Origin of the sequence: Pseudomonas sp. 18173 (assembly GCF_050432945.1) — a bacterium.
Taxonomy (GTDB): domain Bacteria; phylum Pseudomonadota; class Gammaproteobacteria; order Pseudomonadales; family Pseudomonadaceae; genus Aquipseudomonas.
Window position 1 is genome coordinate 154,093 of sequence record NZ_JBKFTN010000015.1, and the last position, 23,487, is coordinate 177,579.

The 23,487-nt window shown below is 61.0% G+C and carries 21 protein-coding genes; 8 read left to right on the plus strand and 13 right to left on the minus strand.

Annotated elements, in window-relative coordinates; all coding sequences use genetic code 11:
* Nucleotides 1–89 precede the first annotated feature (89 nt).
* Nucleotides 90–1,010, minus strand: coding sequence for a TauD/TfdA dioxygenase family protein (locus tag ACLD1X_RS18070; protein WP_429369913.1), 921 nt, complete (start codon nucleotides 1,008–1,010; stop codon nucleotides 90–92).
* A 183-nt stretch (nucleotides 1,011–1,193) separates the two neighbouring features.
* Between ACLD1X_RS18070 and ACLD1X_RS18075 the strand changes: the two genes are divergently transcribed.
* Entirely contained in the window at nucleotides 1,194–2,114 is a 921-nt protein-coding gene (locus tag ACLD1X_RS18075; protein ID WP_429369915.1) for a LysR family transcriptional regulator, read from the plus strand.
* A 90-nt stretch (nucleotides 2,115–2,204) separates the two neighbouring features.
* Here ACLD1X_RS18075 and ACLD1X_RS18080 read toward each other — a convergent pair whose 3' ends face one another.
* Nucleotides 2,205–3,218 carry an ABC transporter substrate-binding protein gene (locus ACLD1X_RS18080; RefSeq protein ID WP_429369917.1) on the minus strand — a complete coding sequence of 338 codons (1,014 nt, stop codon included), beginning with the start codon at nucleotides 3,216–3,218 and terminating at the stop codon, nucleotides 2,205–2,207.
* A 380-nt stretch (nucleotides 3,219–3,598) separates the two neighbouring features.
* Here ACLD1X_RS18080 and ACLD1X_RS18085 point away from each other — a divergent pair, with 380 nt between their 5' ends.
* Genes ACLD1X_RS18085 through ACLD1X_RS18095 form a run of 3 tightly spaced genes read left to right on the plus strand, consistent with a single transcriptional unit; the run spans nucleotide 3,599 to nucleotide 7,635 of the window.
* Nucleotides 3,599–5,197, plus strand: coding sequence for an ABC transporter permease (locus ACLD1X_RS18085; RefSeq protein WP_429369919.1), 1,599 nt, complete (start codon nucleotides 3,599–3,601; stop codon nucleotides 5,195–5,197).
* Nucleotides 5,194–6,009 (plus strand): ABC transporter ATP-binding protein, encoded by an 816-nt coding sequence (locus tag ACLD1X_RS18090; RefSeq protein ID WP_429369921.1) that lies wholly within the window; start codon nucleotides 5,194–5,196, stop codon nucleotides 6,007–6,009. The genes ACLD1X_RS18085 and ACLD1X_RS18090 overlap by 4 nt, the downstream gene beginning before the upstream one ends.
* 15 nt (nucleotides 6,010–6,024) lie before the next feature.
* A complete protein-coding gene (locus ACLD1X_RS18095; protein ID WP_429369923.1) occupies nucleotides 6,025–7,635 on the plus strand; it encodes an arylsulfatase in 1,611 nt (536 codons plus the stop codon).
* A gap of 132 nt (nucleotides 7,636–7,767) precedes the next feature.
* Here the strand turns inward: ACLD1X_RS18095 and ACLD1X_RS18100 are convergent, their stop codons facing one another.
* Nucleotides 7,768–8,841 (minus strand): fatty acid desaturase, encoded by a 1,074-nt coding sequence (locus tag ACLD1X_RS18100; RefSeq protein ID WP_429369925.1) that lies wholly within the window; start codon nucleotides 8,839–8,841, stop codon nucleotides 7,768–7,770.
* Nucleotides 8,842–8,941: 100 nt separating this feature from the next.
* Here ACLD1X_RS18100 and ACLD1X_RS18105 point away from each other — a divergent pair, with 100 nt between their 5' ends.
* Nucleotides 8,942–9,946 carry an AraC family transcriptional regulator gene (locus ACLD1X_RS18105; protein ID WP_429369927.1) on the plus strand — a complete coding sequence of 335 codons (1,005 nt, stop codon included), beginning with the start codon at nucleotides 8,942–8,944 and terminating at the stop codon, nucleotides 9,944–9,946.
* Between the two features lie 107 nt (nucleotides 9,947–10,053).
* On the opposite strand, the gene ACLD1X_RS18110 is transcribed toward ACLD1X_RS18105, so the two are convergent.
* A complete protein-coding gene (locus tag ACLD1X_RS18110) occupies nucleotides 10,054–10,740 on the minus strand; it encodes a Crp/Fnr family transcriptional regulator (RefSeq protein ID WP_429369929.1) in 687 nt (228 codons plus the stop codon).
* A gap of 83 nt (nucleotides 10,741–10,823) precedes the next feature.
* On the opposite strand from ACLD1X_RS18110, the gene ACLD1X_RS18115 reads away from it, so the two are divergent.
* Complete coding sequence (locus ACLD1X_RS18115) at nucleotides 10,824–11,348, plus strand: DUF962 domain-containing protein (protein ID WP_429369931.1); 525 nt, start codon at nucleotides 10,824–10,826, stop codon at nucleotides 11,346–11,348.
* 88 nt (nucleotides 11,349–11,436) lie between these two features.
* On the opposite strand, the gene ACLD1X_RS18120 is transcribed toward ACLD1X_RS18115, so the two are convergent.
* The 6 genes from ACLD1X_RS18120 to dibA all read right to left on the minus strand — a co-directional run bounded on the left by ACLD1X_RS18120 (nucleotide 11,437) and on the right by dibA (nucleotide 17,801).
* Nucleotides 11,437–12,426, minus strand: coding sequence for a sulfate/molybdate ABC transporter ATP-binding protein (locus ACLD1X_RS18120; RefSeq protein WP_057399154.1), 990 nt, complete (start codon nucleotides 12,424–12,426; stop codon nucleotides 11,437–11,439).
* Between the two features lie 4 nt (nucleotides 12,427–12,430).
* On the minus strand, nucleotides 12,431–13,300 hold the full coding sequence (gene cysW, locus ACLD1X_RS18125) for a sulfate ABC transporter permease subunit CysW (protein ID WP_008019109.1): 870 nt from the start codon (nucleotides 13,298–13,300) through the stop codon (nucleotides 12,431–12,433).
* A gap of 12 nt (nucleotides 13,301–13,312) precedes the next feature.
* Nucleotides 13,313–14,131, minus strand: a complete 819-nt coding sequence (gene cysT, locus ACLD1X_RS18130; RefSeq protein ID WP_429369934.1) for a sulfate ABC transporter permease subunit CysT — start codon at nucleotides 14,129–14,131, stop codon at nucleotides 13,313–13,315.
* Between the two features lie 172 nt (nucleotides 14,132–14,303).
* Complete coding sequence (locus tag ACLD1X_RS18135) at nucleotides 14,304–15,317, minus strand: sulfate ABC transporter substrate-binding protein (protein ID WP_102701901.1); 1,014 nt, start codon at nucleotides 15,315–15,317, stop codon at nucleotides 14,304–14,306.
* 74 nt (nucleotides 15,318–15,391) lie between these two features.
* On the minus strand, nucleotides 15,392–15,574 hold the full coding sequence (gene oscA, locus ACLD1X_RS18140) for a sulfur starvation response protein OscA (RefSeq protein WP_007975618.1): 183 nt from the start codon (nucleotides 15,572–15,574) through the stop codon (nucleotides 15,392–15,394).
* Between the two features lie 286 nt (nucleotides 15,575–15,860).
* Complete coding sequence (dibA, locus tag ACLD1X_RS18145) at nucleotides 15,861–17,801, minus strand: phosphodiesterase DibA (protein ID WP_429369937.1); 1,941 nt, start codon at nucleotides 17,799–17,801, stop codon at nucleotides 15,861–15,863.
* A 147-nt stretch (nucleotides 17,802–17,948) separates the two neighbouring features.
* Between dibA and desA the strand changes: the two genes are divergently transcribed.
* Nucleotides 17,949–19,133: a delta-9 fatty acid desaturase DesA gene (gene desA / locus ACLD1X_RS18150; protein ID WP_429369939.1), complete on the plus strand. Its 1,185-nt coding sequence runs from the start codon at nucleotides 17,949–17,951 to the stop codon at nucleotides 19,131–19,133.
* A gap of 215 nt (nucleotides 19,134–19,348) precedes the next feature.
* Nucleotides 19,349–20,338: a GGDEF domain-containing protein gene (locus ACLD1X_RS18155; protein ID WP_429369941.1), complete on the plus strand. Its 990-nt coding sequence runs from the start codon at nucleotides 19,349–19,351 to the stop codon at nucleotides 20,336–20,338.
* A 253-nt stretch (nucleotides 20,339–20,591) separates the two neighbouring features.
* Here ACLD1X_RS18155 and ACLD1X_RS18160 read toward each other — a convergent pair whose 3' ends face one another.
* From ACLD1X_RS18160 to ACLD1X_RS18170, 3 genes are all read right to left on the minus strand, one after another.
* A complete protein-coding gene (locus ACLD1X_RS18160) occupies nucleotides 20,592–21,803 on the minus strand; it encodes an HDOD domain-containing protein (RefSeq protein WP_429369943.1) in 1,212 nt (403 codons plus the stop codon).
* Between the two features lie 136 nt (nucleotides 21,804–21,939).
* Nucleotides 21,940–23,217 (minus strand): 4-aminobutyrate--2-oxoglutarate transaminase, encoded by a 1,278-nt coding sequence (gene gabT / locus ACLD1X_RS18165; RefSeq protein WP_008019119.1) that lies wholly within the window; start codon nucleotides 23,215–23,217, stop codon nucleotides 21,940–21,942.
* A gap of 184 nt (nucleotides 23,218–23,401) precedes the next feature.
* Nucleotides 23,402–23,487: hypothetical protein (locus ACLD1X_RS18170; RefSeq protein ID WP_429369950.1), on the minus strand; the 86-nt coding region annotated here is incomplete at its 5' end.

The window sequence follows — 23,487 nt, forward strand, 5'->3', positions numbered from 1 at the left end:
GCCGCCTTCGCGGGCAAGCCCGCTCCCACAGGGATCTCGAGTGTTCACACGGTCAGTGTGGGAGCGAGCCTGCTCGCGAAGGCGTCGGTTCAGACGCCGCCGATATCCGGCCCTTTCACCGTCTGACTGACCTGCCCGTTCACACCCACCGGCACTTCGCCCTTGAGCGTCACACGGCGCACGATCCGGTCCTGGGTCCCGTAGTCATCCACCGCGTAATGCTGGGTGGAGCGGTTGTCCCAGATCGCCACATCGCCCGCCTTCCAGCGCCAGCGCACGATGTTTTCCTGGCGGATCACGTGGCTTTGCAGCAAGCCGAACAGGTGCGCCGAATCGGCCTGTGAATAACCCTTGATGCGTTTGACGAAATGCCCCAGCAACAGGCTCTTCTCGCCGCTGATCGGGTGCACGCGGACCACCGGGTGTTCGGTCTCGTAGACGGTCGAGGTGAAGATCTTGCGATAACGCTCCAGCTTCTCGGCCGAGACGTCCGGCCGGGTGCCGGCGTAGTCGTATTCATTGCTGTGCACCGCGATCAGTTTGTCGGCCAGCTCACGCAGCTCTGCCGACAACCCGTCATAGGCGGAGGCGGTGTTGGCCCACAGGGTGTCACCGCCGAAAGCCGGGGCCACCACCGAGCGGAGGATCGAGGCTTTGGGGTAGGCCTCGACGAAGGTCACGTCGGTGTGCCAGGAGCTCGCTCGCTGGCCTTCGGCACCGTCCAGTTCCAGCAGAAAACGTGTGCCTTCGCGCACCGGTACGGTCGGGTGCGCCACCGGTTCGCCGAGCAGGTGGGCGAACGCCTCCTGGCGCTGATCGTCGAGTTGGGTCTGCTCGCGGAAGAAGATCACTTTGTATTGCAGCAGCGCCTGTTGAATGGCTTCAACAGTGGCGGCATCCAGCTCGCCCGAAAGCTGTACGCCACGGATTTCGGCACCGATGCGACCGGCCACCGGGTGGATTTCAAGCGCGTGAACAGCGGGTTGTACTGCGAAAGCGGCATTGCTCATGGGTAGACCCTCATCAGACTGCTTGCGGTTGAACCGGCCGCGAAACACTGCTCTATCTATATTCAATTTAGATCTAATAGATATCTACATGCTTCGTTGACGGAATAAGAGGTTGCATTTAAAACCTCAGTCAACCCTCGTCGCAAATGCCTTCGAGCTATTTTTAGGATGCCGGAAAAGCATATGGATCTTCGCCAGTTGCGTTACTTCATCGCCCTCGACGAACACCGCAGTTTCGTGCGCGCAGCCGAGGCCATGGGCATTACCCAGCCGGCCTTCAGCCGCAGTATTCAGGGGCTGGAGCAGGAGTTCGGCTGCGTCCTGGTGGACCGCGGCAACAAGGATTTGCGTCCCACCCCGGAAGGCCTGGTGGTGCTGCAACATGCCCGCAGCCTGGTGCAGGGTGCGGCGTTGCTCAGCTGCGAAGTGACGCAGATGACCAAGCTCGATGCCGGTGAGCTGCGCTTTGGATGCGGCCCGGCGCCGGCGGTAAAACTGGTGCCGGATGCGGTGGCGCAATTCATCAATGCACACCCGAAAGTGCGCACCTGTTTCGAGGTGGATAACTGGGAAAAACTCAGCCGCGCCCTGAGCCGTGAGGAGATCGAGTTCTTCATCGCCGACATCCGCCATTTCGAGTCCGATCCGAACTTCCAGACCCAGCCATTGACGCCCAAGCGCGGCGTGTTTTTTTGCCGCCCCGGGCATCCGCTGCTGGCCAAGGAGAGCCTGTCGACCAACGACATGTTCGATTACCCGCTAGCGACCACGAAGATCCCGCCAGGCATTCGCAAACTGTTGGCAAACCTCAGTGGCCGGGTGGACTTTTCGCCCACCCTCGAGACCGAACATTTCCCGGCGCTGGTGAAAGTGGTGCTGCAATCCAACGCCATCGGTGTGGGTACGCAAGAGGCGTTTGTCGAGGACGTTGCCCAGGGGTCGCTGGTGCTGCTGCACTGGCGCAATCTGCCGCAGAACATCGAGAGCATGAATGCGCGGTGCGGGATCGTCAGCCGCACCGGGTTCCGCTTGTCACCGGCGGCGCGGGCGATGATCGAGACGCTGGTGGCGGTGGACAGGCAGCAGATGGCCGTTGCGGTTTAGGGCCTCTTCGCGAGCAAGCCCGCTCCCACACTGGAGATATCCTGTGGGAGCGGGCTTGCTCGCGAAAGCGTCCGCACTGACGACAAAAATTCAGAGCCTGGCCGCCGCCAACTGCGGCGCCACCCAATCACTGACCTTGAACGACTTGCGGATCAGCTTCTGCTGCGAAGCCAGATCCACTGCATCCTGCAATTTGCCAAGGAACACCGGGTCAAGCGTCGAGGGGAACACTTCACTCAGTTTCTGATCCTTCAAATCCTGAGTGAGGATCACCGCCGGGTAACTCGCCAGCCCCGACACCAGCTGGATGTAGGCGTCCTTATTGCTTTCCTGGGTCAGCCACGTCACCGCTTGCTGTTGCGCCTTGAGCAGTGTGGCGACCGCCTCGGGGTGCTCGTCGACAAACTTCCCGGTGCCCACCAACACCGCCTGCACACTGCCAGCACCCTGTAGATCCTTGGTATTGAGCGGCAACTCGGCCAGCCCCTTGGCCTGCAACGCCGTGAGCCCGGAGCCGCCCCACGAGGCATCGATCTGCTTGGCCGCCAGCGCCGCGACCGCCGCGTTGAAGTCGAGGTTGATGACCTTCACGTCCTTCTCGCTCAACCCCTGGCTGGCCAGCGCCGCATCGAAGGACAGCTGGCTGGCGGTGCCACGGAAGATGGCCACGCGCTTGCCCTTGAGGTCTTGCAGGGTCTTGATCCCCGAACCCGGCACCACGCCGAGGTAATGCTTGACCCCGCGCGCCGAGGCGCTGAGCAACCGCGTATCCAGGCCATTGGACTTGCCGATGATGGCTGCCAGGTCGCCCAGGTAAGCCAGGTCCACCTGACCGTTGGCAAACGCCTCGTTGATCACCGGGCCTGCGCCCTTGAAGAAGCTCCATTGAATCTTGATGCCCTGTTCGGCAAAGGCCTTTTCGAAGATCTGTTGATCACGCAGTACGTCCACGACACCGCCACCGCTGTGCTGGGTACCGGCACTCAGGTCCGGTACCGCGATGCGGATTTCCTTGAGCTCACTGGCGTTGGCCGTAAAGGCCAGAAAACCCGCCAGGGCCGGTGCGGCGAACAGACTGATGACACGTTTGAAGGGAAGGTTCATGGGTGCGGCTCCTTGGGCAACGGGCGTTGAGGAGCCGAAAGTAGGCTGAAGGAGCACCAACACTTAAATACTATAAATTCACATTTTTAGATCTTTTAGATCTATATCAACACCTGCGGACCTCTCCGTGGCGTATGCCTTGGCAGCATTAAAAATATTCTTCGAATGCATTGGATGCGGTGGCTTATGGGGGCCTTAAATGGTTTCGCTTATCTCTCAATAGCATTGATTTGAATTTTTATAGATCAATTTTGCATACACCTAAAAACCTGTGGGAGCGGGCTTGCTCGCGAAAAGGGAGTGTCAGTCACTTCATAGCTGCCTGATACGCCGCTTTCGCGAGCAAGCCCGCTCCCACAGAAAGACAACGGAGGTCATCCATGGCCCGTGTTTTTCTGCTCAGCCTGCCATTGCCCGCGCCGTCGCTTGAAAGCAAGCAGCGCTGGCCCAGCCTGAATCGTCGGCTGTTGCCTTGGTTGCTGCCGATCACCCTGTTCACACTCTGGTGGCTCGCCAGCCGCAATCACTGGATGAGCGAGCAGATCCTGCCGGCGCCGGGGCTGGTCTGGAGCAGCGCCGTTGAATTGTCCCATGGCGAGTTGTGGAGCCATTTGTGGATCAGCCTGCAGCGCCTGTTCTGGGGCTTGCTGGCCGGGATCAGCACAGGCGCTGTGTTGGGTGCGGCACTGGGTTTCAGTCGTCGGCTGGAGCGCCTTGTATTTCCGACTTTCGCCGGGTTGGCGCAAGTCCCGACCCTGGCCTGGATTCCCTTGTTCATGGTGTTTTTCGGCATCGGTGAAACGCTGAAACTGGTGGTGCTGATCAAGGCCATCGTGGTGCCGGTGACCCTGCATACGCTGGTCGGTGTGCGCGATGCGCAACCAAGGCTGCGCGAAGCCGCCGCCGTGCTGCGCCTGCCCAAACACCTGTTGATCCGACGCCTGGTGCTGCCTGCCGCATTGCCGGCCTTCATGGCCGGTGTACGCCTGGCGCTCGCCGCCGGCTGGACTTCACTGCTCGCTGTTGAGCTGCTCGCGTCCAGCGAAGGCATCGGTTACCTGATGGTCTGGGCACGGCAATTGTTCATGCTCGACATCGTGTTCGTGTGCATTGTGGTGATCGGTTTGATCGGCGTGGCGATGGATCGCGGCATCGGTCTGCTGGACAGGAAACTGGTGCACTGGCCGCACCCCGCCACCGCCGAAATCCGTCGCGGGCCGCGTTATCAAGGCTGGCAACGCCTGCAACCGTGGCTGCTGCCGCTGGCGCTTGTGGCGTTGTGGCAACTGGCCTCGGATCAGCAGTGGGTCGACGCGAACATTCTGGTCAGCCCGCTGGCCGTCCTGCAGACCACTCGGGATGGTTTGCTCGACGGCACACTGCTTGGCGGCATGGGCCTGAGTCTGGGCCGAACCCTTGGCGGGTTGCTGCTCGGTGGCGGGTCAGGGTTTGCCCTGGGGCTGCTGCTGGGGTTGTCGCGCACCAGTGAACGGCTGCTCGGCCCCACCCTCGCCGCCATTCGCCAGATCGCCATTTTCGCCTGGGTACCGCTGCTCACCGCGTGGTTCGGCCTGGGCGAATGGGCCAAGTGGGTGTTCGTGGCCCTCGCCGCATTTTTCCCGCTGTTCATCGCCACCCAACGCAGCGTAGCCCATCTGTCGCCGCAACTGAACGAGGCCGCGCAGGTGTTGCGCCTGAACCTGCGCCAGCGTCTCGCTCGACTGGTATTGCCGGGCGCCGCGCCGGGGATTTTCGCCGGGCTCAGGCTGAGCCTGATCTACGCCTGGCTTGGCACCATCGGCGCCGAATATTTCATGCCGTCCAACGGCGGCATCGGCAGCCAGATGATCGGCGCCCAGCAACTGCTGCGCATGGACCTGATCATGGCCGGCATGCTGCTGGTGGGCCTCACGGGTGCCCTGCTCAACCTCATTGGCCAACGCCTGGAAATCCGCGCCACTCGCTGGAGACACGCATGAACGCACCGATTGTCAGCTTCAATCACGTGGGCAAAACCTTTGACGTCGACGGCTTCGAACTGGAAGCCATTCGCGAATTCAACCTGGACATCGCCGAGGGTGAGTTCGTCGCCATCGTCGGCTCCAGCGGTTGCGGCAAATCCACATTGCTGCGGCTGCTGGTGGGCCTCGATACGCACTTTCGCGGGCAGATCAGCGTGGACGGAAAAGCCGTCACGGGCATCGGCGGCGAGCGCGGCATCGTCTTCCAGGAACACCGCCTGTTCCCGTGGCTGAGCGTGGCCGACAACATCGGCCTGGGCCTGGTCAACGAGCCACTGAGCGCTGCGCAAAAGCACAAGCGCATCCATGATTTCATCGAACTGGTGGGCCTGGGCGACTTCGCCCGCGCCTATCCGCACCAGCTCTCCGGTGGCATGGCGCAGCGCGTGGCCATTGCTCGCGGCCTGGTGGCCAGCCCACGGATCCTGCTGCTGGACGAGCCCTTCGGCGCCCTCGATGCGCTGACCCGCCAGCAGATGCAGGACGAACTGCTGGCGATCCGCGCACGGGCAAAAATCACCACCGTGCTGGTCACCCACGATGTCGAGGAAGCGATCTTCCTTGCCGACCGCGTGGTGGTGATGGAGCCGCGTCCGGGGCGGATCAAGCAAGTGGTCGACATTGCCCTGCCCCATCCGCGCCAGCGCAGCAGCTTCGACTTCCACCAATTGCGCGAAGAACTGCTTCACGAGCTCACCAGCGACGATCACTACCAGCCCCCCGTGCCGGTGCAGGTTCGTGATCTGCCGCTGTCCTTCATTGCCTACTGAGAAAGGAAATTCCTGATGCCGCAACGCCCCAACTTTCTGGTGATCCTGGCCGATGACCTCGGCTTCTCCGACCTCGGCGCCTTCGGCGGCGAAATCAGCACGCCGAACCTCGACGCGCTGGCCAACAATGGCCTGCGCCTGACCGACTTTCACACCGCACCGACCTGCTCGCCGACCCGTTCGATGCTGCTGACCGGCACCGATCACCACATCGCCGGCATCGGTACCATGGCCGAAGCCCTGATCCCGGACCTGATCGGCAAACCGGGTTACGAAGGGCACCTGAACGACCGCGTGGTCGCCCTGCCCGAGTTGCTGCGCGAGGCCGGTTACCAGACGTTGATGAGCGGCAAATGGCACCTGGGCCTGACCGCGGAACTGGCGCCCCACGCCCGGGGTTTCGAGCGTTCGTTTTCGCTGCTGCCCGGCGCGGCCAACCATTACGGCTTCGAGCCGACCTACGATGAAACGACGCCACGGCTGCTCAAATCGACGCCGGCGCTGTACATCGAAGACGACCAATTCATCGACGAGCTGCCGAAGGATTTTTATTCTTCCGATGCCTTTGGCGACAAACTGCTGCAATACCTCAAGGAGCGCGACCAGACTCGGCCGTTCTTCGCCTACCTGCCGTTTTCCGCCCCCCACTGGCCGCTGCAGGCACCGGCCGATGTGGTGGAAAAATACCGTGGACGCTATGACGCCGGCCCTGAAGTGCTGCGACTCGAGCGCCTGGAAAAGCTCAAGAAACTGGGGCTGATCGAGGCCGATGTCGAACCCCATCCGTTGATCCAGCTGAGTGCACAGTGGGATGCCTTGAGCGACGAACAACGGCAGATCTCCGCGCGCGCCATGGAGGTTTATGCGGCGATGGTCGAGCGCATGGACTGGAACATCGGCCGCGTCGTCGACTACCTGCGCCAGCAAGGGCAACTGGACAACACCTTCATCCTGTTCATGTCCGATAACGGCGCCGAAGGGGCTTTGCTGGAGGCGTTCCCGAAATTCGGCCCGCAGCTGCTGACCTATCTCAACCAGCATTACGACAACAGCCTGGACAACATTGGCCGCGCCAATTCCTATGTCTGGTACGGGCCGAACTGGGCACAGGTAGCGACCGCGCCGTCACGCTTGTTCAAGGCCTTCACCACCGAAGGCGGGATCCGCGTGCCGGCGCTGGTGCATTACCCGCAGCTGCCGCTCAAGGGACAGATCAGCCACGGTTTCGGCACCGTGATGGACATCACCCCGACCATTCTCGACCTGGCTGGTGTGCGCCATCCGGGCAAGCAATGGCACGGCAAGCCCGTGGCGGAAGTTCGCGGGAAGTCGTGGCTTGGGTTCCTGTCGGGCGAGACCGCGCAAGTGCATGACGAGCACACCGTCACCGGGTGGGAATTGTTCGGTCGGCGGGCGATTCGACAGGGGCAATGGAAGGCGGTGTACATCCCGGGACCGGTGGGGCCGGCGACCTGGCAGCTGTACGACCTGGGCAATGATCCAGGGGAGATTCATGACCTGGCGTCGAGCCAGCCGCAGAAGCTCAGTGCCTTGATCGAGCATTGGCAGCGGTATGTGGATGAGACCGGGGTGATCTTGAGTGAGTCGCCGTTTCAGCCGGATTGATGCTGCCTGATCCGGCCCCTTCGCGGGCAAGCCCGCTCCCACAGGTTTCTGCAGTTGAATGCAAAATTTGTGTTCACCACAAATCACTGTGGGAGCGGGCTTGCCCGCGATAGGACCATCAAACACACCCAATCAAGCCCCGACTGTACGCACCTTGTCCGCAACCACTTCATCCTTGCGCTCAAACCGGTTGGCCCGCGCAAACGTGCCGAAATCATTGAACCGCACGCCCATCTCGCGCATCACCTTGTGCCCCACCGGCACGGTGAGCTGGCGGATGTAGAACGGTTCCTTCACCACAAAGTGATGGATTCCGTGGCTGCTGCCGAAGTTGAAGCAGAACGCCTGCAACGGCCACAGCCACCGTGCGTTCAGCACCTGGCATTGCTGCATCACGTTGCCCGGCTCGATGTCACCGTAGTAGTGCATGTTCGAGCTGATGAAATGCAGGCAGAACGTGCGCAACACGTTCGGGCCGATGATCACGACTGCCGCGATGTCGATCACCTGCATCACCGACAACGTCGTCGCCGACCACTCGATCGGTGCGCCCATCAGATGCGCCACGCCATTGGCTGCGTGAAAACCGAGAAACACATACCACGCGCCCCAATGCATCAACGCCAGCGGCGCATAGACCTTCAGCGTGCGCTGGAGGATGCTGAATTTCATGGCCCAGCTCTTGGCCCGCAGCATGCGGATCAATGACGACATGATGTTGTCGCCAATCATCAGCAACCGCGCGAAACCCCATGGCTCGCCGTTGGTGATGGCGCGTTCCTCCATGTCGGCTTCGGAGCCGGAAACCTTGTGGTGATTGAGGTGCAGGTGGCGGCGAATCCACGGGTTGATGGTGCTCGGCCGCGCCAGCCACACCAGGCCCATCATCAGGTTGTGCGGCACCTTCTGCTTGCGAAAGTACATGCTGTGGATCAGGTCGTGTTCCAGCTCGTGGGTCAGCGAGGCGAAAAAAGCATTGAGCAGCAGGCACACCCACCAGGCCATGTGCCCGGTCAGGTAGAGCGCGGCCGAACCGATCATACCGGCCAGGGCGAAGGCCAGAATGCCTGCGCCGAGGGCGTCCTGATGCTTGAGAATCGGGTACTGCTCGCGCAATTCGACGCCCCTGGCCAGCACCACTTCACGGATATGGGCTGATCGTTGAGCTGCATTCAGTCGTTGGGGGCTTGCAGAAGTACGGTCCATGCTTCCATCCTCTGGTTATTGATGGTTGCATCCTGCCTTGCGTACCTTCGCAACGCGGTAGCCGAGAACGCCAACCTGTTGACTGGAAGCGCCAATCAGCATGACCGAACCGACCTCTCTCGCCAGCTGGACCCGCGCCCTGCGCAAGCAACTCGACGCCCTTGGCATCGACAGCACCGCGCTGTGCCATCAAGCGGGGCTCGATCCACAATTGATGGACGACCCGAACGCCCGATACCCGCTGTCGGGCACCACACAGCTGTGGGCGTTGGCGGTACAGGTCAGCGGCGACCCGGCGATCGGCTTGCGGGTTTCGCGCTTCGTCAGCCCGACCACCTTCCATGCGCTGGGTTATGCGCTGGTGGCCAGCGGCAGTTTGCGGGAGGTGTTCGAGCGCATCGTGCGTTATCACCAGGTGATCAGCGACGCCCTGGAACTGGAGCTGACCCGCGCTGAGGATCGCTACCGTTTCCGTCTGAAAATCCCTTCCGGCAACCCGGCCCCGGCCTTCGAAGCCATCGATGCGTTCATGGCGATCTACGTGCGCACCTGCCGCAATCGCCTGGGCCGCGAATACGCGCCGCTGGCGACCTACCTGCGCCGTCCGGAACCGACAGACTCGCACCAATGGCATAAAGTCTTTCGCTCACCCGTGCACTTCGGTGCCGAAGAAGATCGGCTGGAATTCGCCCTCGTCGACTTCGACAGCCACCTGGATGACGCCAACCCGGAGCTGGCCGAACACAATGAAACCGTGCTCAAGCGAACCCTGGCGCAACTCAAGCCGCTGACGTGGGAGCGCAAGGTCCGCGACGCCATCGAGGAACAACTGCCTGAAGGCGAACCCAGCGCCGAGCACATCGCCAAGGCCCTGCACCTGAGCCTGCGCAGCCTGCAACGGCACCTGGCGGATGAGGGCTGCCGGTTCGATACGCTGCTCAACGAAAGCCGCGAGAACCTCGCGTTGCTGCACCTGCGTGACCCTCAAGTATCGCTGAGCGAAATCAGCTATCTGCTCGGGTTTGCCGACACCAGCAGCTTCAGTCGCGCGTTCAAGCGCTGGACGGGGATGACACCGGGGCAGTTTCGGGATGGGTTGCGGTGATCAACTTGAAAAGCGGGTTGTCTGGACTGGCCTCTTCGCGAGCAGGCTCGCTCCCACATTGAAATGCATTCACCTGTGGGAGCGAGCCTGCTCGCGAAGAGGCCGGGTCAGATTGTCGCCAACGCCCGCAACCGCCCCGCATCGAGAATCTCGATCTCGCCATAGCCCAGGTTCAAAATCCCCTGCCCCTGCAACTCCTTGAGAATCTGGTTGGTGGTCTGGCGCGACAGCGACAACATTGCAGCAAGCTGCTCCTGGGGCAGCTGCAGGACGCGGCGCGCAGGGATGGTCTCGCCATAGCCTTCGGCGATCATCAACAAGCGGTGCGCCAGCCGTGCCGGGGCCGGCAACAGGCTCAATTGTTCGAGGTTGATGAAGGTCATGCGCAGTTTCTGGCTCATCAGCAACGCCAGTTGACGCCAGTGCTGCGGATGCTCGTCGAGCAGCGCCAGCAAGGTGTTCTGGGGAATGTGCAGCAGCGTGCACTGGCCCACGCCGTATGCATCGTGGGTGCGTGGCTGGCCATCGAACAGGCAGATTTCACCGAACCAGTGCGGCGGCTCTACCAGGCTCAGCAACGCTTCCTTGCCCTGCTCGCTCACGGCGCCGACGCGCACCGCGCCTTCCAGCACCGCGTACAGGCCACAGGGCGGATCGCCACGCTTGAACAGCCGCTGGCCCGCAGACAAGCGCCGCACCCTGGCCACCGACAGCAGGCTATCCTGTAGGGAAACAGGCAAATGGCTGAACCACTGACCGCTCATCAGGCGTGGACGCCAAACCTGCATATCCATGAAAACTCCTAGAGATTGTCGCCTGGCTGACAGAGCGGGAAGTGGCCCCGGGGCATGATCAGTCACCCCACAGGAGAACAACAATGAAAAGCCTCGTCGACCATCTCAGTCAATACGCCGCCTATCACCGTGACCCGCGCAACATTGCATCGCACTTTATCGGTATTCCGCTGATCGTGGTTGCCGTCGCGGTGTTGCTGTCTCGTCCGCAATGGTCGCTGGGCGGCGTGTGGCTGTCACCGGCGGTGCTCGTCTCGCTGGCGTCGGCGTGGTTTTACCTGCGTCTGGAGTTGCGCCTGGGCGTGTTGATGACCGTATTGCTCGGGCTGAGCGTCTGGGCCGGTCAAGCGCTGGCACAGCAAAGCACGCTGTTGTGGCTGGGCAGCGGCGTGGCGATGTTCGTGATCGGTTGGGCGATCCAGTTTGTCGGCCATCACTACGAAGGGCGCAAACCGGCATTTGTCGATGACGTGACCGGGCTGATCGTCGGGCCGCTGTTTGTGGTGGCCGAGTTGGCGTTCATGCTGGGGATGCGGCATGACCTCAAAGAACAGATCGAGGCGCGGGCGGGTGGGGTGCGTCTGCGTCAGAAAAACGCTGCTGCGTAGATCGCAATCGCGGGCAAGCCCGCTCCCACAGGTTTTGTGAACGACACAGATCCCTGTGGGAGCGGGCTTGCCCGCGAAGCTTTTGATCTTAAATGTTGGCGAGTTTCTGCCAGACCTTCGGCTTGAAGAACAGCGTCTCACCCTTCGCCAACCCGATCAGGCTGTCGTGATCCTTCACCACTTCGGCCTCGATCAGATCACTCTGCCCTTCAACCTTCAGCGTCACCCGCGTCGTCGCACCCAACGGACGGATATCCCGCACCTCGGCCGCGTGGTGATCTTCCAGTTCATGGCGCGACAGCGACACCTCGTGCGGGCGGAACAGCACGTGCTTGTCTTCGCCCAGGTGCAGTCGGTTCGAATCACCGAGGAAGTGATAGACAAAATCGCTGGCCGGGTTTTCGTAGACGTCGCCCGGTGAACCGATCTGCTCGATCACACCCTTGTTCATCACCACGATACGGTCGGCAACTTCCATCGCTTCTTCCTGGTCGTGGGTGACGAACACCGAGGTCAGGTTGATGTCTTCGTGCAAGCGCGCCAGCCAGCGGCGCAGCTCCTTGCGAACCTTGGCGTCGAGGGCGCCGAAGGGTTCGTCGAGCAGCAGCACCTTCGGCTCCACCGCCAGGGCGCGGGCCAGTGCAATACGCTGACGCTGACCGCCGGAGAGTTGTTCCGGGTAGCGGTCCGACAGCCAGTCCAGTTGCACCATGTTCAGCAGTTCGTGGACTTTGGTGGCGATCTGGCTTTCGCTCGGGCGCTGGTTTTTCGGTTTCATGCGCAGGCCGAACGCGACGTTGTCGAACACCGTCATGTGGCGGAACAAGGCGTAGTGCTGGAACACGAAACCGACGTTGCGATCCCGCACGTCATGGCCGGAAACGTCTTCACCGTGGAACACGATGTTGCCCTGATCCGGGGTTTCCAGGCCGGCGATGATCCGCAGCAGCGTGGTCTTGCCGCAACCCGACGGACCGAGCAACGCGACAAGCTCGCCGCTCTGGATGTCCAGGCTGATGTTGTCCAGCGCCTTGAACGCGTGGAAGTTCTTGCTGACGTTACGCACTTCGATCGACATGAAATCATTCCTCCGCGGCGCTGGCGCGCAGGCGGTTAATACGGTTTTCGCTCCACTGCTTGGCCAGCAGGATGAAGAGCGCCAGGATCAGCAACAGGCTCGCCACAGCGAACGCGGCCACGTGGTTGTATTCGTTGTAGAGGATCTCAACGTGCAGCGGCAGGGTGTTGGTCACCCCGCGAATGTGCCCGGAAACCACCGACACCGCACCGAACTCGCCCATGGCCCGCGCGGTACACAACACCACGCCGTAGATCAGGCCCCATTTGATGTTGGGCACGGTGACGTGCCAGAACATCTGCCAGCCATTGGCGCCGAGCAGGCGTGCAGCCTCCTCTTCCTGAGTGCCTTGTTCCTGCATCAGCGGGATCAGTTCACGGGCCACGAACGGCACGGTGACGAAAATCGTCGCCAGCACGATGCCCGGCAGGGCAAAGACGATCTGGATATCGTGATCCTGCAACCACGGACCGAACAGCCCCTGGGCACCGAACATCAGCACATAGACCAGACCCGCGATCACCGGGGATACCGAGAACGGCAGGTCGATCAGCGTCACCAGCATGCTCTTGCCGCGGAACGAGTACTTGCTCACGCACCAGGCCGCGCTGACACCGAACACCAGGTTCAGCGGCACCGAAATCAACACAGCGATGACCGTGAGTTTCAGGGCCGACAGCGCGTCCGGCTCAAAGATCGCGGTGAAGAACGCACCGAGGCCGAGCTTCAGGCCCTGGGACACCACGATGAACAGCGGCAGCAGCAGGAACAACGCAAAAATCAGCCAGCCAAGGCCGATCAGGATTCGCCGCGAGGTCGCACTGCCACGGCGGGCAGCGTTCGAGGAAGCGGCAGCAATAGACGATTGGGACATGGGTGCGCCTCCTTATGGGGTTTCGATGCGCCGCTGCAACAAGTTGATCAGCAGCAACAGGACGAAGGAAACCACCAGCATCAGTACACCAATGGACGTAGCGCCGGTGTAATCGTATTGGTCGAGCTTGACCATGATCAGCAGCGGCAGAATCTCGGTTTTCATCGGCATGTTGCCGGCGATGAAAATCACCGAACCGTACTCGCCGACCCCGCGGGCAAAGGCCAACGCGAAGCCGGTCAACCAGGCGGGCAGCAGCGCTGGCAACAGGATATGGCGGAAAACCTGCAAGGGTTTCGCACCCAGGCACGCAGCCGCTTCTTCCACCTCACGGGGAATGTCGGCCAATACCGGCTGTACGGTACGTACCACGAATGGAAGTGTCACAAAAGTGAGGGCAAGGGTGATGCCCAAGGGGGTGTAGGCGATCTTGAAACCCAGATCCGCTGCAAACTGACCGACCAGGCCGGTAGGGGTGTACAACGCTGTCAGCGCAATACCGGCCACCGCCGTGGGCAATGCGAACGGCAGGTCGATCATGGCGTCGATGACTTTGCGTCCAGGGAAGGTATAGCGCACTAATACCCAGGCCAACAGCGTGCCGATGATGCCGTTGATGACCGCGGCACACAGGGCGGTGCCGAAACTGAGCTTCAACGCGGCCAGCACCCGTGGCGCCGAGATGATTGCCCAGAACTGATCCCAGGTGAGTTGAGCGGCATGCACGAACATCGCCGCCAGTGGTATGAGCACAATCAGGCTGAGGTACACCAAGGTGTAACCCAGCGTCAGCCCGAAGCCGGGTATGACGGGGGAGATACGACGCGACATAAAAGTCCTTGGTTGAAAAGCGGTCCGCTAAACGCATCAATGTGGGAGCGGGCTTGCTCGCGAAGAGGCCATATCAGTCAACATTTGCGTCTCCTGACACACCGCCTTCGCGAGCAAGCCCGCTCCCACACTTACGAGCCCAGGCATCAGGCTCGTTGATGGCTATTTAAGATTACTGCGCCTGGTAGATCTGGTCGAACACGCCGCCGTCATTGAAGAATTTCGGCTGTGCGGTTTTCCAGCCACCGAAGTCCTTGTCGATGCTCACCAGTTCCAGTTTCGGGAACTGTTGGGCGTATTTGGCGGCAACATCCTTGTCCCGTGGACGGTAGAAGTTTTTCGCCGCGATTTCCTGGCCGGCCGGGCTGTACAGGTGCTTGAGGTAGGCTTCGGCGATCTGCTCGTTGCCTTTTTTCTCGGCGTTCTTGTCGACCACCGCCACCGGTGGTTCGGCGAGGATCGACAGCGAAGGCACGACGATGTCGAACTTGTCGGCGCCGCCTTCTTCTTTCAACGCCAGGAAGGCTTCGTTTTCCCAGGCCAGCAACACGTCGCCCTGACCGTTGTTGACGAAGGTGATGGTCGAACCGCGAGCGCCGGTATCCAGTACTGGCACGTGCTTGAACAGGGTTTGTACGTACTCCTTGGCCTTGGCTTCGTCACCGCCGTTGGCCTTCAAGCCATAGGCCCAGGCTGCGAGGAAGTTCCAGCGCGCACCGCCAGAGGTTTTCGGGTTCGGCGTGATCACCGAGACATCATTCTTGACCAGGTCACCCCAGTCCTTGATGCCTTTAGGGTTCCCTTTGCGCACCAGGAACACGATGGTCGAGGTGTAAGGCGTGCTTGCGTCCGGCAGGCGCTTTTGCCAGTCCGCCGGCAGGGTCTTGCCAAGCTTGGCGATTTCGTCGATATCTCCGGCCAGGGCCAGTGTCACGACGTCGGCACGCAGGCCGTCGATCACCGCCCGGCCTTGCTTGCCCGAACCACCGTGGGATTGCTGGATTTTCACGGTGTCGCCGGCATGCTCCTTCTGCCAGAACTTGACGAATTCGGCGTTGTAGTCCTGGTACAGCTCGCGGGTCGGGTCGTACGACACGTTGAGCAGCTCGTAGTCCTTGGCAACCGCGGAACCGGCAAAGAGGGCGCTGGCCAGGGCGGCCAAAGCGAAGTGGCGAATCGACGACATGGTGAAAGCTCCTGGAATTCTTGGTTTGTTGGCTTTTTTTATGGGATATCGGAAATCGCGGTGCCTGGTTCGCCTCAGCCCGGCTTATTGCCCGGCTGCTGCAAACGGAATTTTTCCTTGCGCTCGATCTGCACCACCTGGGCGTTGTGCACGGTGATTTCCACGGCACCAAAGCGCAGGTCGCGCAGGGCACTCTGGATTTCACGCAGGATGGTGGCTTCGTCTTGACCGTCGACGCTACGCAGGGATGCGCTCATGTTGCTGCTCCTTCAACTGAGAGGTTGCCTCGCAGTGTCGGCACTGCTTGCGGCTTGAGGGCAATACTAGAGAGGTGTAGATATTCTTAAAAAGACTATTTAAGAATGTTTATATAACCAGAAGACATTATTTGGCGGGACAAGGGTTTGCGGTGAATTGACCTCTTTCAGGCGCAGAAAAAACCTGTGGGAGCGGGCTTGCCCGCGAAGAGGCCGGCACATTCAAGATCCCTGTCGCCTGACAGTCCGCCTTCGCGGGCAAGCCCGCTCCCACAGGATTTGTGTATTACCGAGGCGCAGAGGTAAATGTTCCAATCATCGGTGCATGCAACCAATCCAGCTGCCCAGCCGGCACCGGTCGCCCGAACCAATAGCCCTGCCCCAGATCACACCCCCGCTCGAGGAGGAAAGCTGCCTGCTCAACCTGCTCGATCCCCTCGGCATGCACCTGCATGCCCATGCTCTGGGCCAGCGCAATGATCACCCGCGAGATCGCCGCATCATCCTCGTCCCACGGCAATCCGGCGACGAAACCCTGGTCGATTTTCAACTTTTGCACCGGTAGGCGCTTGAGCCGCAGCAGTGATGAATAACCCGTGCCGAAGTCGTCGATGGCCAAGCACACACCCAATTCGCGCAGTCGATGCATCTGTTCCAAAGCGACTTCCGGATCCTCCATCACCGCGCTTTCGGTCACTTCCAGCTCCAGAAACGCCGGTTCCAGCCCGGTTTCGCGCAGGACCTGGGCCACCTGCCGATACAGCTCACGTCGGGCGAACAGGCGCGAAGAGACGTTGACCGCAACGAACGACAGCACCACGCCATCCTGCTGCCACTGGCACATCTGCCGGCACGCCTGCTGCATGACCCAGGCATCGATTTCAGCAATCAGACCGGTTCGTTCGGCGACCGGGATGAATTCCGCCGGCGACACCAATCCCCGCTGCGGGTGCTGCCAACGCACCAGTGCCTCGACACCGATCACGCGGCTGGTCCCGAGGTCGTGAACCGGCTGGTAATGAACACGCAGTTCTTGCCGGTCCAGGGCGCGGCGCAATTCGAAGGCGATCTCGACCCGTTGCTGGGCGTGGGCCGTCAGCTCTTCGGTGTACAAGGCATAATCATTGCGCCCCGTGCTCTTGGCCTTGAATAGCGCAGAGTCGGCATTACGCAGCAGTTGCTCGACGCTCAAGGCATCGCTGGGGAACAGGCTGATGCCGATGCTGGTGTTGATGAACAGCTGGTGCCCATCAATGAGGAACGGCTCTTTAAGGCCGTCGATAACCCGCTGGGCCAACGCCGCAGCCTGAACCAGTTGCGGACAGCTTTCGGCGAGTACGGCGAACTCATCCCCACCCAAGCGCGCCAGGGTGATGCCCGGGCCGAACATGGTGCCCAGGCGCCCGGCCACCGCCTTGAGCAACTGATCGCCGATGGTGTGCCCGAGGCTGTCGTTGATCATCTTGAAGTGATCGAGATCGATCATCAGCAACGCGCAGCCACGCTTGTGGACTTGCGCCGAGGCCAGGGCCTGTTCGGCACGGTCGGTGAACAGCAGGCGGTTCGGCAGGTCGGTCAGCGGATCGTGGTGCGCCAGGTGCATCAACTCGTGTTCGGAGTTCTTGATTGCACTGATATCGGAAAACACGGCCACATACTGGCTCGGCTGGCCATAATCGTCATGGATCAGGCGGATCGTTTGCCATTGCGGGTAAATCTCGCCGCTTTTGCGCCGGTTCCAGATTTCCCCACTCCACTCCCCGGCACTGGCGAGCGCGGCAAACATCGCCTGGTAGAACTCAGGGGAATGTCGCCCGGACTTGAACAGATTGGGCCGCTGCCCCAGCACGTCTTCACAGGCGTATCCGGTGATTTCCATGAAGGCCCGGTTCACATGGACGATCACGCCTTCCCGATTGGTGACCAGCACGCCTTCGCGGGTGCAGTCGAATACGGCCGCGGCCTGACGCAAGCGCATGCGATCGGCGTCGCGCTCACGCAATTTGGCGCCGATACCCAGACACCGCAGCAGCCGTGCCCGGGCAATGAAGATCAACCCGGCGCTGAACAGCACCCAAACGTAACCGTTGATCAGTTGCCATCGCAGTCGCTCGGCAGAGCTATCGAATAAACTGTTCAATAAATAACCACTAAACTGCAGCCAAACCACAGAAAGCAGTAGATAGAGCAGCGTTGCACGCAAGGCATCGCGATAGGTGGCAGACATCCGACGATCCATGTCCCTACAAAAAGGTTGGAATTATAGTCTGAAGACACATCCCGCCACTCTTATCTGAAAGGGCGACTGGTTTTCTGTGTGGGCTTAGTGATAATGCATCGGCTGTTTTTTCTTTCATCGAGGGCCCTATAGCCTATGTGGTACGAAGGTTTTCTTGGCTTGTCGCCCTGGGCACTGGTAGCAGTCACCCTGCTGATGACCCACGTGACGATCATCGCCGTCACGGTCTATCTGCATCGTTACTCGGCCCATCGCTCCCTGGAGCTGAATGGTGGCCTTAAGCATTTCTTCCGTTTCTGGCTGTGGCTGACCACAGCACAGAACACCCGTGAGTGGACCGCCATCCACCGCAAGCATCACGCCAAATGCGAAACCGTCGATGACCCGCACAGCCCGGTCATCAAGGGATTGTCCACGGTGCTGCGCAAAGGCGCCGAGCTGTACCGCGCCGAAGCGGAAAACCCCGAGACGTTGCGCATCTACGGCAAGAACTGCCCCGAAGACTGGATCGAGCGCAACCTCTACAGCCGCTTCCCGCTGCTGGGCGTGGCGATCATGGGCGTTATCGACCTGCTGCTGTTCGGCACCATCGGCATCACCATCTGGGCCATCCAGATGATGTGGATCCCGGTGTGGGCCGCCGGCGTGGTCAATGGCCTGGGCCATGCCATCGGCTACCGTAACTTCGAATGCCGCGATGCGGCGACCAACCTGGTGCCGTGGGGCATTCTGATTGGCGGCGAAGAACTGCATAACAACCATCACACCTACCCTAACTCGGCAAAACTGTCGGTGAAGAAGTGGGAATTCGACTTGGGCTGGGCGTGGATTCAAGTCTTCAGCTTCCTGCGCCTGGCCAAGGTTCAACGGGTTGCGCCGATTGCCCACCGTGTCGAAGGCAAGGGCAACCTGGACATGGACACCGCCATGGCGATCCTCAACAACCGCTTCCAGATCATGGCCCAGTACCGCAAATTGGTAATTGGCCCGCTGGTCAAGCAAGAGCTGGAAAAGGTCGATCACTCGGTACGTCACCAGTTCCACCGGGCCAAACGCCTGCTTTCGCGCGAGACCAGCCTGCTGGATGACAAACACCATGTGCGCATCCAGAACATGCTCGAGCACAGCCAGGCACTGAAGGTAATTTACGAGAAACGCCTGGCCCTGCAGCAGATCTGGGTCAAGACCAGCTCAAATGGCCACGACATGCTGGCAGCCATCAAGGATTGGGTACACGAAGCCGAAGCCAGCGGGATTCAATCCCTGCGCGACTTCGCCGATCAGTTGAAGACCTACTCCCTGCGCCCTGCCGCCGTCTGAAAAAACCTGTGGGAGCGGCAGCGCCGCTCCCACATTGGTATGTGGCGTGATCGCAAAATCGCGCCACCAGTACCGCCCGGCGGGAGCAAGCTCCCTCGCCACATCAGGCGGGAACTTCATCGAAAAAGCCCTATCTCAAAGACACTTCGCCATTCCCGGCGGGCTTGGTGTTGGCCGCTATCGAACACGCGGCATGCCCTTTGAGATTTGTGTCGATGGCCCCAAAAAACCTGCAAGACTCATCTCCGTCCCATTGGCCCGAGGCCGCACAGCCCCTGATAGCGCTGATGCAGGCCCAAGGCGAAGTCGCACGCCTGAGCGAACGCGAACAGTTGTTCAGCACCTTGCTGGCGAGCATCAACGCGGTGCTGTGGGCACTCGATTGGGAATCCCGCAAGGTGCTTTACGTCAGCCCCGCCTATGAACGGATCTTTGGCCGCTCGGCCGATCTGCTGCTGGCCGACAGCAATCAATGGCGCGACAGCATTCACCCTGACGACCAGGACCAAGCCGAACGCAGCCTGGCTGAAGTGCTGGACAAAGGCGCCGTCGAAGACCGCGAGTATCGAGTCATCGCCGCCGACGGCCAGGTGCGCTGGCTAAGCGACAAATGCTACATCAACCGCCAGGCCGAGCCGGGGCAACCGGTGATCATCGTCGGCATCGCCGAAGACATCACCAACAAGAAGCAAATGGAAACCGAACTGCATCGCCTGGCCACCATCGATGCGCTGACCCAGAGCAGCAACCGCCGTCATTTCTTCGAATGCGCTCGCCGCGCGTTCGCACATGCCCGGCAGCAGGGCGAGCCACTGTCGTTCCTGATGCTGGACATTGATAACTTCAAGACGGTCAACGACACCTACGGTCACCAGGAAGGCGACAACGTGTTGCAGCGCATTGCCGAAAGTGGCCGCGCAGCGTTGCGCCGTCGTGATCTGTTCGGGCGCATTGGCGGTGAGGAGTTCGCCGCGGTGTTTCCCGGGTGCACGCCACAGATGGCCCTGCAAGTGGCTGAACGCCTGCAACGGCAGATTCAGCAATTGCGTTTCAACCATGAAGGCCGGACGTTCGGCATCACCGTCAGCCAGGGCCTGACCAGCCTCACTGCCGCGGACGAAAACGTGGAAAACCTGTTTTCCCGGGCGGATGCGGCGATGTATCAGGCCAAACGCCAAGGCAAGAACCGGATTGTCACGGCCTGACGCCCCCTCCCTGTAGGAGCGAGCTCGCTCGCGAAGAACCTGAGAGCACCGCGGGGTGCCAGGTTTCCAGCGTTATCGTTGACGACCATCGCGAGCAAGCTCGCTCCTACAAGGGGTGTGCATAAGTATTGTTACTTGCGAAGGCGCATCAACTCCGGCAAGCCGATCTTGAGCAACCTTGCCGTCCGGCTCTTCGCCAGCGCCTCGATGCCCTCATGCTCGCTCAGGCGCGCNGGGGTGTGCATAAGTATTGTTACTTGCGAAGGCGCATCAACTCCGGCAAGCCGATCTTGAGCAACCTTGCCGTCCGGCTCTTCGCCAGCGCCTCGATGCCCTCATGCTCGCTCAGGCGCGCCATCTGCGCCGCCATGTTCATCACCAGCGCTTCGCGGGAGTAAACCCCGCCACCGAGCTGGTAGGCCGCCGCAATCAGCTCTCGTAGCTCCAGTGGCAGACGCCAGCGCGTGCGCAGCGCCGAACCGTAGGCCGCGCCATATTCAGCCAGCGCCTCACCCACCTCCTCCCACTCGTCCAGCTCGCCACCGGCCTGCTTCCATTCCTGCAAACAACGCAGCAATGCCAGGTCGCCGAGACGATGCAACATGCCGGCGCAATAGCAGCGCTCCTGATCCAGATCGAGCAAGCGCGCCAGCGTGCGGGCGTATTCGGCGGTGTGCAGGGACAGATTCCAGTAGCGCTCGGCATAGTCGGCCAACTGCGGATCGCTGAGCCGGGCACTGCGCTTGAGCGCCAGCCCGAGAATCAGGTTCATGCTCTGCCCCGTGCCCAGGCGATGCAACGCCTGAGACAGGGTTTGTACACCGGCGCCGTGGTGCTGGGCCGCGCTGTTGGCCGCAGCGATCAACACGGCCGTGACCTGCGGATCGGTGCGAATCTCGTCTTCCAATACCGTCAGATCGAGGCCATTGGGATTGAGGCTGCGCTTGACCGCCACTTGCACGTCAGTCATCAGCGGCGCGCCTTCGGCCAATTCGCGTCGACGCTCCAGATACACCGACAGCGTCATGCCCGGCGCCAGCGACGGCACCTCGCACAAGACTTCTTCGCCAGCGTGCAGCAGTAACCCCTGCAACCGATGGGTCAGGCTTTCCATGTTCAAGGGCTTGGTCAGGTACGCGGCCGGCGCCAGAGGCAAGGCCTCGCGCACGCTGGCACTGTCGCTGCGACTGCTCATCAGAATGAACGGCATCGGCGGATTGCGTTTGCGCTGACGGATGCTGCGCAGGACATTCAGGCCATCGACGCCGGGCAACTCCCAGTCGGCGATCACCAGGTCATAGGGGTTGGCCGCCAACAACTCCAGCGCTTGCTGGCCATCGGCACACAAATCCAGCCGCGCATCGCAGCGTACGTTCAACAACACTTCCTTGAGCAGATCCCGGGACCAGGGGTCGGCCTCGGCGATCAGCACTCTCGGAACCGCGGGTAAAATGACGGTTGTCATACAGCTCTCCCTGGCAATGCAGAAACCTTAGCCAATGCTGGCCATTCGATACAGCGTTAATGCACGGGATGTGGTCCAAGAGACATGAAAAAACCCGCCGAAGCGGGTTTTTTGTGGATCCGGTCACACTGGATGATCAGAGCTCGGAGAAGCACTCTTCGATGATCGCCAGGCCTTTGTCCAGTTGCTCGTCCGGCGAGGTCAGCGGTACCAGGACGCGCAGAACGTTGCCGTAGGTGCCGCAAGACAGCAGGATCAGACCCTTGTCGCGAGCCTTGGCCACAACGGCTGCTACAGCAGTCGGGTTCGGCTTGTGGCTGTCGCCGCCTTCGAACAGCTCGACAGCGATCATCGCGCCCAGGGCACGAACTTCACCGATCACCGGGTACTTGGCCTGGATGGCCTTCAGGCCGGTTACCAGACGCTCGCCAACAGCCTTGCAACGATCCAGCAGGTGCTCTTCTTCGAACACTTCCATCACGGCCAGGGCCGCGGCGCAAGCGATCGGGCTACCGGCGTAGGTGCCACCCAGGCCGCCTGGAGCGATGGCGTCCATGTATTCGGCCTTGCCGCACACACCGGCCAGCGGGAAGCCGCCAGCGATGGATTTGGCGAAAGTGGTCAGGTCGGCAGCAACGCCCATCTGCTCCATGGCGAAGAAAGTACCGGTACGGCCAGCGCCGGTCTGTACTTCGTCAGCGATCAGCAGGATGCCGTGCTGGTCGCACAGGGCACGCAGACGCTTCATGAACTCTTTCGGCGCGACGTAAAAACCACCTTCGCCCTGAACCGGCTCGATGATGATCGCGGCGATGTCTTTCGGCTCGGCGTCGTTCTTGAAGATGCGTTCGATGCTGGCGATCGAATCGTCGATGCTCACACCGTGCAGTTCGTTCGGGTACAGCGCACGGAAGATGCCGCCTGGCATCAGGCCCATGCCGGCCGAGTAAGGCACGACTTTACCGGTCAGGCCCAGGGTCATCATGGTGCGACCGTGGTAAGCGCCGGTGAAGGCAATCACGCCGGCACGGCCAGTGGCGGCACGGGCGATCTTGATGGAGTTTTCAACAGCTTCGGAACCGGTGGTCACCAGCAGGGTTTTCTTGGCGAAATCACCTGGCACCTTGGCGTTGATTTTTTCGCACACTTCTACGTACGGCTCGTAGGCCAGTACCTGGAAGCAGGTGTGGGTCAGCTTGTTCAGCTGCTCGGTCACGGCGGCGATGACTTTCGGGTGCACGTGGCCGGTGTTGAGCACGGCGATACCGCCGGCGAAGTCGATGAACTCACGACCTTCAACGTCGGTCACGGTAGCGTTCTTCGCGGAATCGGCGAAGATCGGGTGAATCTGGCCAACACCACGTGGAACTGCAGCGGTACGGCGGGCCATCAAATCAGCGTTAGTCTTGCTCATACATTCCTCATTCACCGCTCATCGGGCGGCGTGGTTCAAGGATTAAGCGGCGGGGAACAACAGCGGCAGCATGCGATGATCGACTGCCACAGCGTTCCCGGCCACCGAGAAAATTTCGTTTGAAGCACGCAAAGGGACAGCGCTCTCGTGCCCTTTGCGTTTGAAGCGATGCCTTTTTCCGGGCTTAGATGCCCAGGCAGAGGTATTTGATTTCCAGGTAATCTTCGATGCCGTACTTGGAGCCTTCACGGCCCAGGCCCGAGGCCTTGA

Excerpts from the sequence above, each read along its gene's own strand:
- ACLD1X_RS18070 (WP_429369913.1), bottom strand. The coding sequence starts at position 1,010 with ATGAGCAATGCCGCTTTCGCAGTACAACCCGCTGTTCACGCGCTTGAA.
- ACLD1X_RS18075 (WP_429369915.1), top strand. The coding sequence starts at position 1,194 with ATGGATCTTCGCCAGTTGCGTTACTTCATCGCCCTCGACGAACACCGC.
- ACLD1X_RS18080 (WP_429369917.1), bottom strand. The coding sequence starts at position 3,218 with ATGAACCTTCCCTTCAAACGTGTCATCAGTCTGTTCGCCGCACCGGCC.
- ACLD1X_RS18085 (WP_429369919.1), top strand. The coding sequence starts at position 3,599 with ATGGCCCGTGTTTTTCTGCTCAGCCTGCCATTGCCCGCGCCGTCGCTT.
- ACLD1X_RS18090 (WP_429369921.1), top strand. The coding sequence starts at position 5,194 with ATGAACGCACCGATTGTCAGCTTCAATCACGTGGGCAAAACCTTTGAC.
- ACLD1X_RS18095 (WP_429369923.1), top strand. The coding sequence starts at position 6,025 with ATGCCGCAACGCCCCAACTTTCTGGTGATCCTGGCCGATGACCTCGGC.
- ACLD1X_RS18100 (WP_429369925.1), bottom strand. The coding sequence starts at position 8,841 with ATGGACCGTACTTCTGCAAGCCCCCAACGACTGAATGCAGCTCAACGA.
- ACLD1X_RS18105 (WP_429369927.1), top strand. The coding sequence starts at position 8,942 with ATGACCGAACCGACCTCTCTCGCCAGCTGGACCCGCGCCCTGCGCAAG.
- ACLD1X_RS18110 (WP_429369929.1), bottom strand. The coding sequence starts at position 10,740 with ATGGATATGCAGGTTTGGCGTCCACGCCTGATGAGCGGTCAGTGGTTC.
- ACLD1X_RS18115 (WP_429369931.1), top strand. The coding sequence starts at position 10,824 with ATGAAAAGCCTCGTCGACCATCTCAGTCAATACGCCGCCTATCACCGT.
- ACLD1X_RS18120 (WP_057399154.1), bottom strand. The coding sequence starts at position 12,426 with ATGTCGATCGAAGTGCGTAACGTCAGCAAGAACTTCCACGCGTTCAAG.
- cysW (WP_008019109.1), bottom strand. The coding sequence starts at position 13,300 with ATGTCCCAATCGTCTATTGCTGCCGCTTCCTCGAACGCTGCCCGCCGT.
- cysT (WP_429369934.1), bottom strand. The coding sequence starts at position 14,131 with ATGTCGCGTCGTATCTCCCCCGTCATACCCGGCTTCGGGCTGACGCTG.
- ACLD1X_RS18135 (WP_102701901.1), bottom strand. The coding sequence starts at position 15,317 with ATGTCGTCGATTCGCCACTTCGCTTTGGCCGCCCTGGCCAGCGCCCTC.
- oscA (WP_007975618.1), bottom strand. The coding sequence starts at position 15,574 with ATGAGCGCATCCCTGCGTAGCGTCGACGGTCAAGACGAAGCCACCATC.
- dibA (WP_429369937.1), bottom strand. The coding sequence starts at position 17,801 with ATGTCTGCCACCTATCGCGATGCCTTGCGTGCAACGCTGCTCTATCTA.
- desA (WP_429369939.1), top strand. The coding sequence starts at position 17,949 with ATGTGGTACGAAGGTTTTCTTGGCTTGTCGCCCTGGGCACTGGTAGCA.
- ACLD1X_RS18155 (WP_429369941.1), top strand. The coding sequence starts at position 19,349 with ATGGCCCCAAAAAACCTGCAAGACTCATCTCCGTCCCATTGGCCCGAG.
- ACLD1X_RS18160 (WP_429369943.1), bottom strand. The coding sequence starts at position 21,803 with ATGACAACCGTCATTTTACCCGCGGTTCCGAGAGTGCTGATCGCCGAG.
- gabT (WP_008019119.1), bottom strand. The coding sequence starts at position 23,217 with ATGAGCAAGACTAACGCTGATTTGATGGCCCGCCGTACCGCTGCAGTT.